The sequence below is a fragment of the Alienimonas chondri genome, assembly GCF_013036045.1.
Taxonomy (GTDB): Bacteria; Planctomycetota; Planctomycetia; order Planctomycetales; family Planctomycetaceae; genus Alienimonas; species Alienimonas chondri.
Map to the genome: position 1 here is coordinate 1 of NZ_WTPX01000164.1, position 9,834 is coordinate 9,834.

7 protein-coding genes are annotated in these 9,834 nt (G+C 69.0%); all 7 read right to left on the reverse strand.

Features of this window, described 5'->3' with window-relative positions:
- Positions 1-75 precede the first annotated feature (75 nt).
- On the reverse strand, positions 76-1,839 hold the full coding sequence (locus tag LzC2_RS18130; protein WP_171189444.1) for an FMN-binding protein: 1,764 nt from the start codon (positions 1,837-1,839) through the stop codon (positions 76-78).
- A complete protein-coding gene (locus tag LzC2_RS18135; RefSeq protein ID WP_171189445.1) occupies positions 1,836-4,148 on the reverse strand; it encodes an FAD-dependent oxidoreductase in 2,313 nt (770 codons plus the stop codon). The genes LzC2_RS18130 and LzC2_RS18135 overlap by 4 nt, the downstream gene beginning before the upstream one ends.
- Positions 4,149-4,292: 144 nt before the next feature.
- Positions 4,293-5,168 carry an endonuclease/exonuclease/phosphatase family protein gene (locus tag LzC2_RS22415; protein ID WP_246255131.1) on the reverse strand — a complete coding sequence of 292 codons (876 nt, stop codon included), beginning with the start codon at positions 5,166-5,168 and terminating at the stop codon, positions 4,293-4,295.
- A gap of 143 nt (positions 5,169-5,311) precedes the next feature.
- Complete coding sequence (gene lptE, locus LzC2_RS18145) at positions 5,312-5,833, reverse strand: LPS assembly lipoprotein LptE (RefSeq protein ID WP_171189446.1); 522 nt, start codon at positions 5,831-5,833, stop codon at positions 5,312-5,314.
- The gene (locus LzC2_RS18150; protein ID WP_171189447.1) at positions 5,830-7,461 is read right to left on the reverse strand and encodes a tetratricopeptide repeat protein; all 1,632 of its coding nucleotides are present in this window, start codon (positions 7,459-7,461) and stop codon (positions 5,830-5,832) included. Before LzC2_RS18150 ends, lptE begins: the two co-directional genes overlap by 4 nt.
- 137 nt (positions 7,462-7,598) lie before the next feature.
- Positions 7,599-9,131: a serine/threonine-protein kinase gene (locus tag LzC2_RS18155; RefSeq protein WP_171189448.1), complete on the reverse strand. Its 1,533-nt coding sequence runs from the start codon at positions 9,129-9,131 to the stop codon at positions 7,599-7,601.
- A gap of 364 nt (positions 9,132-9,495) precedes the next feature.
- The gene (locus LzC2_RS18160) at positions 9,496-9,825 is read right to left on the reverse strand and encodes a hypothetical protein (RefSeq protein WP_349771139.1); all 330 of its coding nucleotides are present in this window, start codon (positions 9,823-9,825) and stop codon (positions 9,496-9,498) included.
- Between the last annotated feature and the right edge of the window lie 9 nt (positions 9,826-9,834).

Sequence of the window (9,834 nt, forward strand, 5' to 3'; positions counted from 1 at the left end):
GTTCCAGCCCCCTCACCCCCAGCCCCTCTCCCCCAAAAGGGGGGCGAGGGGAGTTTCGGAATCAACGCGGGTTCGTTACGCCATCACCCGCAGTCCCGCGGCGAACGCCGTCAGGCCGACGGCGACCCAGTCGCGGGCGGTCCAGCGGTCGCTGCGGGCGTTGACGCGAAGGTATTCGAGGAGCGCCCCGGTCGGGCAGCCGTGTCGGCAGTAGGCCATCGGCACGAACAGCGCGGCGATCAGCCCGACGACGAAGATCGTCTTCGCCGCCGACCCCGCGAGGCCCCAATGCCACGCGTCGAACGCCTCCAACGCCACCGGGGCGACGAGTTGGCGCCCGAACGCCGCCAGCAGCACGAGGGCCAATAAAAGAGGCGGCAGCAGCGCCAGCGCCCGCCGCGCCCCTCGGCCGACGCTGCGGCGGGGTTTGAGCCGTTCGCCCAGCAGTCCGCCGACGAACGCCTGCTGCACGGCCCCGTGCGGGCAGAGGTGCGTGCAATAGACGTTGCGTTTCGTGCTCGCCGGTAGTGCCAGCGCCGCGGCGCTCAATAAGGCCAGCCCGCCGGCCGTTCGCCAGGGGACGCCGTGCTCCGCCCAGCCGACCCACATGGCTTGCGAGAGCAGATCGCCTCGCCACACGCCCAAATACCCCACCAACACCGCCAGCCAGGCCCACCGCACCGCCTTCACCCCCCGCAACCGCGTGAACGCGACCGCACACGCCCCGGCGATCAGCGCCAGCATGCCCCAGTCGACGCTTTGCCAATCCATCGCCCACCCCGACGGGCGTTCTTCCTGAGAGGGAGGCGCCGCGGCCTTCGCCGCGAGGTCCGTCTGAGCCGCGAGGATCGCCCCGTCGACGACCGCGACGCTGGTCATCGTCGCCCCGCTGACGGCGTCGTAGCCCGGCCGGGCCGGTTCGCGGTCGGCCAGTTCCTCGACCGTCATCCCGTCGAAGAGTCGCAGGAAGCCCCATTCATCCTCGCGGAGATAACCGACGTACGGTTCGTTATCAAAGCTGTCGTCGACGATCAGGCAGACGGCCTTTTGATCTTCCGGAGCGAAGGCGATGAACGCTTCGGTCGGTCCCTGATAACCGACGACGCCGTCCGCGGCGGGGGAGGTTCTTAATAGCGAACCAATCGGCTCGCCGGCGGCGTCCGTCACGGCGAACCGGCCGACGCCCTCCGCCGGTGCGATCGCCGCGGCTTCGGGGAACAGATCGCGGACCTTCTCGGTCTGCAACACCTCCTCGAATCGCGGGACGAGGGGGGCGTCGCCGTCCAGCCGCACGCGGACTGATTGCCACATCGCTCGGGCCGTCAGCGTGGCGCCGCTGACGGCGTCCGGCGGCGGGGCCGTCGCCGCCTCGTTCCAGGTGCGGCCAATATAGAGGGCGTTCAACGCGTCGGCGTCGCGGACGGCGGCGACGTGTTCGTCGGTGTCGCCGCTGCGGAGGATCGAAACCCCGCGAATCCGCTCTCCGTTGTCGTCCGCCTCAAACGCGATCAGCAGGTCGCTGGGGCCGGAGAAGCCGACGATCTGCCGGCTGGCGGGCATCGTTTTGAGAACGAACCCGAGCCGCTCCCCGGCGGCGTCCAACACCGGCACGGCGCCGGTCGCGTCGTCGGGCGGGCCGAAGGTCTTCGCGGCGGGGAACAGGGCGAGCGCCGCCTGCCGGGCGGCGGGGGTGAGGCCGTCGGCGCCGTCGTCCGCCGTGGGTTCGGCGGGCGCGGAGGCGATCAGTCCGATCACCCCCGCGAACAGCCCCAACCGCAGCGCGTGCAGCAGGCGCCGCCGCGTCGTGCGACTCCGGGGAACCGGGGCCGCGGCGCTCACTCCTTGCCTTTCGGCTCCCCGACGCGCGGCCCGCCGACCTTCAATAAGCGAATCGCGTCCGCGTGGACGTTCCCGCCGGCGCCCTCGGCCCGCACAGTCACGGACAGCGTCTCGCCGGCAAGCAGGTCGAAGGCGCCGAGCGATTCAAAATCATGCTCGCCCTTCGCGGCCTTCGTCATATCGATGACGTAGTCCTTGGAGGTCGTCCCCGCGGCGACGGTCACGGAGACCGTCGTGCCGCGGTTTTCGTGCGGCAGCCAGGCGAGTTGCACGTCGTACCGGCCGGCGTCCTTGACGGTCGCTTTGAAGGTCGCGACCGCTTTGGAGCCGGGCGAGGCGTAGCGGTAGGCGTAGCCGACGTAGCCCTTCAGGCCGGTGCCCTCGGTCCATTTTCCTTCGAGTTGAGCGGCGTTGTCGTCGATCACGAGGCCCTCCAGCTTCGCCGGGTCCAAGCCGGTCGGCGGGCCGTGCGAACCGGCCAGTTCGAGGGCGTCGTCGGGGATCTCGATCGCCTCATGCACCGTCGCCCGGCGGGCCTTGCCGGGGAGCTTCAGCAATTCGTCCATTTCGCCCCAATAATCTTCATACACCCGCCGGGGGTTGCAGCCGTGTTTGACGCAGACGCTGGCGGCCCGACCGATCACTTCGCCCATCATGCCGCAGGTCTTCATCACGCGGGTCGTGCCCAGCGCCTGATGGGTGACGCTGATATTCCGGCCCGCCATAAACAGGTTGTCGATGTTGCGGGAGTAGAAGCAGCGATACGGCACCGGATAGCCGTAGTTGCGGTCGATGCGGCGATCGTGGACGGCGTAGGAGATAAACGGGTTGTCGGGGAACTTTTCCGCGTATTGCTCCTTGGGATAGTGCAGATCGATCGACCAGGTGCTGGGCACGCAGCCGTCCGGGAACTCGCGTTTCTCGACGATGTCGTCCTGCGTGAGCTGAATATCCCCCAGCAGACGCCGGGACTCCCGCGGCCCGCCGATATAAGCGACCCAAGTGAGGACCGCGGTCTTGTGCTTCGCGGCGCCGTCGCCGTTCTTCATCGCGTCGAACGCGCCGTAGACGGCTCGCAGGTTCCAGTCGCGGATCGCTTCGGCCTCCTTGATCGGGTCTTTATCGAACCCGCCCTCCCAGAACCACTGGCCGTGATGATCGCGGGGGTAGGGGAAGTCCTTCATGGAGAGGTCCAACGCCCAGTCGGCGTCGGGGAACTCGGTCGGCTGCTCCAATTCGTCCCAGGCCCACATATTGCTCATGCCCATGCGGCCCTTCGGGGTCATCTCCCAGTCGGCGCCGGCCGCCGCGCCGATCGTGCCGTGGCCCGTGCAGTCGGCGAACAACTTGCCCTCGAACCGCGTGATCTCCCCGGTGCGGGTATCGAGCGCGGAGATCGCTTGAATGCTGTTTTCTTTAACGTCCACGTCAAAGGCGTGGTGGTTCAGGAACAGGTCGATGTTCTTCTCGGCCCGAACGATCGCCTCTTTCTTGGCGTCCTCGAACTCCTCGTAGGCGCCGGGGGATTTCTTGGCGTGGTCCGCGATCTCGTCGATAATCTCGCCGATGCGGGGGTATTTGCCGCGACGAATGAGGCCCATCGCCCAGACGCGTACCTCGCTGCTGCCGTTGCCGCCCAGCACGGGGCGATCCTGAATGAGGGCGACCTTGCAGCCCATCCGGGCGCCGCTGAGCGCCGCGCCCATCCCGGAGTACCCGCCGCCGATCACGACGAGGTCGTACCCGCCCTTGGTCGGCGGTTCCTCCGGCAGCCCCAGCAGCGTGCGACGCCACGCCGGCAGGATCGCGGAGTCGTTCGGCGGCGGGGCGTCCCCGGTGGTGAAATAAATCGCATCGACGCGGCCGTCGAAGCCGGTTTGGTCGTGCAGGGCGAGGGCGACCTCGCCGGCGTCGACCGTCACGGTTCCGGCGTCCTGCCAGCCCCAGTCGTCGCCTTGCGCACCGAGTTCCGCGGGCAGCGTCTCGCCGTCGACGCTCAGTCGGAACCGCCCCGGCGAGCCCTTGGCGTCCCAGCGGGCGACCCAGTCGAACGTACGGACGAACACCCGGTACGTGCCGCCCTCGGCGAACGTCACCGTGGCGGTTGCGTCCTTCACCGGCGTGCCGAGGCCGTGGGCCAGCAGGTAGGGCGACCCCATCTGCTGGATGAACTGCGTATCCAGCTTCCAACCGCCGCGATCGGCGAACGATTCCGCTTCGACCAGCACCTCCGCGGCGTGCGCGGGGGAGCCGGTCGCGGTGAACAACAATGCGGCCAGTAAACCGGCGGCGGGAAGGGGACGTCGCATCAGCATAGACACCTGTGGGAACTCCGATGGAACCGGCATCGTACCGATCCCCGATGCCCACGGCAGCCCGAGGCGCAAGCCGAGGTTGTTCGACGAAGACCGCGTCACTCGGCCTCGGCTCGCGCCTCGGGCTGCCGGGGGGACTTATCCTGGCAGATCGACGACCAGCGGGAGGTGGTCGGAGGCGTCCGCGTGGCAGCCGTCGCGGCGGTCGGCTTGTCCGGGAGCGCCGCAGACGGCCGCGGCGATCGACTCCGCCGACATCCCGAGGGCGAAGGCCCGGTCCAGCGCCGCGGTCGGCAGCCAGGCGGGGAAGCTGCGGAACCGCTTCGCCGGGTTCGTCAGCAGGTCGTAGCCCGCGTCGCCCAGTCCGCCCTTCATTAACGTGCTGCGCCAGTCGTTGCTGTCGCCGATGAGCAGCGTCGGCAGCGGTCCGCCGAGGTCCCGGCCGACGGCGTGAAATAACTCGTGATCTAATAAACGACGAACCTGCCAATGGCGTTCGCCGTCCATCAAGCCGAGGTGCCAGTTGACCAGCCGCAACGGCCCGACAGCGGTTTCTAATAACGCGACCAACGCCCCGCGTTTCTTGCGGCGACCTTTGGTGAGATCGACGGAGTGGGCGTCGAGGATCGGCCGCTTCGAGACGATCAGATTGCCGTATCCGCCCCGGTGCGGTCCGCCCGGCAGCGTGCGGCCGGTGGTCAGGGAGACGTTGAGTTGGAACACCGCCCCGCTGCGCGGTTCCCCGCCCGGTTCGACCCGGGCCAACGAATCGCCGTAGGAGTGCGGCTCGGTGTGCGGGTGCGGCCCGATGTGGGGCAGGTGTCGCCCGAGGAACCACTCGGCCAACAGATGGGGCTGATCGTCGAACCGGCTGCGGCGGACGTTGCGGTCGACCTCCTGCAGGCACAGCACGTCCGGCTCCGCGGCGGCGATCACGTCCTTGATGCGCTGCAGCCGATAACGGCGGTCCCGCCCGCCGATGCCCTTGTGGATGTTGTAGGAGAGAACCCGCATCGGCGGCAGTGTAGCGGCGTCGGGTTCCTTCGCGAGCGCTCCACGAGCGTCCCGGACGCTTGAAGCGTCCGGGACGCTGCGCCCGTGATTACGGCGCCGATGCTATCCGCTCTTAAACCGCCGAATGCCCCGGGAGCCGGCGGTCACCACGGGACTTCCATCAGGTCCACGACCTGCCGGGCGATCCGCTGGACCGCTTCCTGATTGGCCGTGGCCCGGGACTGACCGACTTCGATCGCCGCGGTGCCGGTCGACAGCACCGGGACCGCATCCGGCGCGATTTGCAGCGCGCCCTCGTTCAACGTGTTGCCGCGGCGGTCTTCCCAGGTGACGTTCACGGCGAGGGCGAACTCGATCTCGCGGGCGTCGTCGGTGACGCTCTGGGAGAGCAGCCGTTTGCGCACGCCGACCAACTGTCCGCGGAGGACCGTGTCCGCCTGTCCTTCATGCACCAGGCGAAAGGGGGTGCGGGACTGAATCTCCTTCTGCACCGCTTCGGTGAGCTGAATCTCCAGCCCGGTGCGGTCGGCGACGCTCTCGAACATCGGCACGGCCACGGTGCGGATCTCCGGGTCGGCGAGGTGGCCGAACCGATAGCCGCAGCCGGTGAACGCGACGAGGCCCAGGGCCGTCAGCAGCAGGGTCGTGCGGCGGGCGTGCTTCATCCGAACGGGTCCGCGTTGGAAGGATCGCCGGAGAACGGATCCCCGGAGAACGGATCGAACGGGGCGTCCGGCGCCTGCGTGGAGCCGGGCAGGGCGTCCGGCGCGACCGCGGGACGAGCGGCGGGGGCCGGTTCGCGGGTCATCGGTTCGCGGGTGACGGGCTCGCGAGTCATGGGTTCGCGGGCGACCGGCGGGCGGACGCTGCGTTCGGTGACCGGCGGGGCTTCGACGCGACGTTCGACGGCGGCCGTTGGAGCCGGGGGCGCCGGGCCGGCGAGCGCTTTCGCGTCGGCGGGCAGGGCGTCCCAGATCTTGCGGGCACGGGCCGCGGCGCGACTGCCGGGGTGATCGACGAGGATCTTCCGCGCATAAATCGCGACCGACTTCGTCTTGCCCTTCCGCTCATACAGCTGCAACGTCGCCCAGTCGGCCTCCGCTTCGGCTTCGGCCATATTCTCAAGGCTCTCCGCGATGCGGGCGCGGTCCGCTTCGTCGGGGAACAAACGTTGGAAACTCTCCTTGATCCGGCGACTCTCCTTGAGCCCCTGATCGTCGTACATCGGCCCCTGCCAGACGACTTCCCGCGTGTGGGCGCCCAACAGATAGGCGTCCTTCAGGTGAGGGCTGTCCGGGTATTCCTTCCGCAGGATGTCGTACAGACGACCGGCCTCCATATAATCGCCCTTCCGCAGATAATGGCCGGCGGAGAGGAACAGGGCGTCGTCCGCCAGGTCGCCGGTGGGGTCGTTCATCCACACGCTTTTCAACCCCTGCAACGCCCGGCCGGTGGTGTCGAACAGCGGGCGGGTCTTATCGTGGAAGTTCGGCAGCACCGGGATCAGGATCGTCGGGTCCGAGGGCCGCGGCGGGGCGTCCTTGCTGAGCCGCTCCGCGGGCGGCGGCGTGGCGACCCCGGCGGCGACCTCCGCGTAGGAGACCGGTTTGACGTCCGAACTGATCACCCCTTCCGGGTAGCCCAGCCAACGGCGGGCGATCGCGAACTGGCGCTGGCTGATCGCGTCCAGGTGCCGCGTGGAGGGATAGCGGTCCAGCAGCGCGTCGTAGGCGTCCTGAGCGGGGGCGAGGCTGTCGCCTTTATAGAGCGCTTCGGCCCGATAGAAGAGGGCGTCCTCTTCGATCGCGGTATCGGCGTAGCGGCGTGAAAGCGTTTTGAACGCGGCCGCGGCGTCGTCGTACTCGCCGCGGTCGAAGCCGTTGCGGGCGTTCTCGAAGGAACGCCGGGCCTCCGGCGGCAATCGGGCCGCGGAGACGTCCGCTTCGCCTTTCACGCCGGTCAAACGGTTCAGCCACTGCCGCGATTTCGTCAGCGGATTGGAGCTTTCCGACGGCCGCGAGGCGAGGTCGTCGTCGCCATAAAAGGGCGATTCGCCCGCCGGACCTTCGGCGCCGGCGAGTTGAATGTCGCTGTCCGCCGCCTCGTCGTCGCCGGCTTCGGCGTCGTCGTCCAGATCGGCGGTCCTCGCTCCGCCGAGCGGGGGGAGAAATCCCGGACCGCCCAACGCCGGCAGACCGGAGCAACCGCCGCACGCGCTCAACAGCGCGCCGGCCAGCACGGGGGCGATCAATGGGCGAGGGAACCGGACGCGCGGCCGGGCGGGCGTAGGCATCGGGGCGGCGGGTTCGGACAAACGGAGGCGCACCGCTCCCCCCGGTGACGGAGTCGAACGGGGGAGCGAGGACAGGTTCGCGGGGGGTAGGTCCGCGAGGCCGACATCGTCAAGAGGAGGTCCGACGGGCGAGCGGCTTACCGCACGCTTCGCGCCCGAAGCGACAGCAGGAACAGCGTGAGTTGCGCGGTGAAGGCCGTGGTGAGCGTCACCAGGACGAGATACTTCGCCACCGGCAAATCCCGATACATACTGAACCCGCCGCCCCCGCCGAAGAACAGACCGTTGACGACGATATATTCGCAGACGACGGCGGAGGCGAAGCAGATCCAATAGGCCCACCGGGCGCCGAGCAACATCCGCCACGCGATCAGGGCGATGGCGTAGTGGGCGATCGTGATCTTCATCGCCTCGCCCAGGAACTCGTCGTACTCGGGCAGCGGGGTCTCCCACCCGAACCCGATGTCCATCGCCATCAACGCGATCCCGCTCGCCAGCGCCGCGTTCCAGACGATCGCCAACATGGCGGCGTCTCGTATTCGCGCCGGTCGACGGCTCCAGGTCGCGAAGCGGTCGCGCCAGCAGAAGCGCCGGGCCGAGACCGCTCGGCCCTCCTGCCACGCCGTGAGGTCCGCGGCGAGGTCCGCGGCGCTCGCGTAGCGCTCGTCCGGTCGTTTCCGCAGACACTTCATACAGATCGCATCCAGCCCCGCCGGCAGGCCCGGCCGCAGCGCCCGCGGGGGCGGCGGATCGTCCCCGTCGATCTGCTTGAGCAGCCCCAGCGTCGTGCCGGCGTCGAACGGCGGGCGACCGGTCAGCGTTTCATAAAGGATCGCCCCCAGCGCCCAGACGTCCGTCGCCGGACCGATCTCCTCGAGCCGCTCGCCGGCTTGCTCGGGGGACATATAGAGCGGCGTGCCGACGGCCTGGCTGGTGCGCGTCGCGGCGGCGCTCTCCTCCAACACCCGGGCGACGCCGAAGTCGGACACCTTCGGCACGAAGGGCAGCGCCGCATCGCCCCCGCCGGACTCGGTCGGACGCGGGTCCGGGGCGTCCAACAGCACGTTCGCCGGTTTGAGATCGCGATGGACCACCCCGACGGCGTGACATTGATGCACCGCCTCCGCCATGGGAATCAGCAGCGCCGCAGCCGTCGTCGGGGGGACCGGCTCGGTTCGCTGCTCCAACCACTTCGCGAGGTCCGGCCCTTCGCACAGTTCGGTGGCGATATAACAGCGCTCGCCCGATCCGTCTTCTTCCGTGATCGTGCCCGCTTCGTACACCTCGACCAGATGCGGGTGCGAAACGGCCGCGGCGGCCCGCGCTTCCTTGAGAAACTGCTGCCGGAGGGCGGGGTCGCCCGCGGCGTCGAACCGCGGCACCTTCAGGGCGACGTATCGATCTAACGTCGGATCGAACGCCCGATAGATCGTGCCCATCCCGCCGTGGCCCACGACGCCTTTGATTTGAAAGCGGCCCAGCGAACGTCCGGCGGCGACGGCGGCAAGCTTGCCGACCGCGGACGACCTGTCGGCGTGCGTGCGAGCCCTCGAACCGGCCGTTTTGGCCTTCGATCCGGCGGTCGTTTGCGGAGCGGGGGGAGGGGAGTCCGGCCGCCCGGGCGAATCGCCCGCTTCTTCAGGCGGAGTGGCGGCGTCGGCGTCGGCCATGGGAGCGGCGACCGTACACCCGACCGCGCGGCCCCGGCAATCGGCGCGGGAACCGGCCGAAATGCGGCTTCCCCGCCCGACTCTCTCTCCGCACGCACCGCGCATGAAGACGCCCGCCGAGTCCCCTGCGGGAGGGGGCTGGCGGGCGAACCCCGCGTCCTTGCGGGTGACACCCCACATCCTGCGGGGAGAACTGTTTTGCCGTGCGCGGCGTCTCGGCGCCACCCACGATCGGTCGTTCGGTCGAGATCCGCACGCTCCGCGGAAATCGCCCAGCTCGGACGTGGGGGAACGGGGCGTTTTTTCGGCGCCCCGTTCCGCTCACGTCACCTTGGATCCACTCGGCTCAACGGGTTCCCTCGGCTCAAAACACGTCCAGCAGGAAGTGATGGCCGCTGTGGTAAGGACGATCCCGCGGGTAGAAGTTGTGCCAGTCGGTCCGGTACACGGGGATCCGGCGTTCGGCCGGATACTTGTAGTACAGGCTGTCGAACTGCTGCGGGGCTTCGAAGTTCCGCGGGTAGTAGACGTACGGGTAGTGGTAGAAGCGGTTCCAGTCCGTCGGTTGGCTCTTGCCGCCGGCTTCGGCGGTGGGCGTGGCGGCGAACGCGCAGCAGACCGTCAGAGCGGCCAGCGCGGCCAACCGGAGCAGACGCCGACGGTTGGGGGTGGAGGTGGGCACGCGGCTGGTCATGGCGGCGGC

Excerpts from the sequence above, each read along its gene's own strand:
- LzC2_RS18135 (WP_171189445.1), bottom strand. The coding sequence starts at position 4,148 with ATGCGACGTCCCCTTCCCGCCGCCGGTTTACTGGCCGCATTGTTGTTC.
- LzC2_RS22415 (WP_246255131.1), bottom strand. The coding sequence starts at position 5,168 with ATGCGGGTTCTCTCCTACAACATCCACAAGGGCATCGGCGGGCGGGAC.
- lptE (WP_171189446.1), bottom strand. The coding sequence starts at position 5,833 with ATGAAGCACGCCCGCCGCACGACCCTGCTGCTGACGGCCCTGGGCCTC.
- LzC2_RS18150 (WP_171189447.1), bottom strand. The coding sequence starts at position 7,461 with ATGCCTACGCCCGCCCGGCCGCGCGTCCGGTTCCCTCGCCCATTGATC.
- LzC2_RS18155 (WP_171189448.1), bottom strand. The coding sequence starts at position 9,131 with ATGGCCGACGCCGACGCCGCCACTCCGCCTGAAGAAGCGGGCGATTCG.
- LzC2_RS18160 (WP_349771139.1), bottom strand. The coding sequence starts at position 9,825 with ATGACCAGCCGCGTGCCCACCTCCACCCCCAACCGTCGGCGTCTGCTC.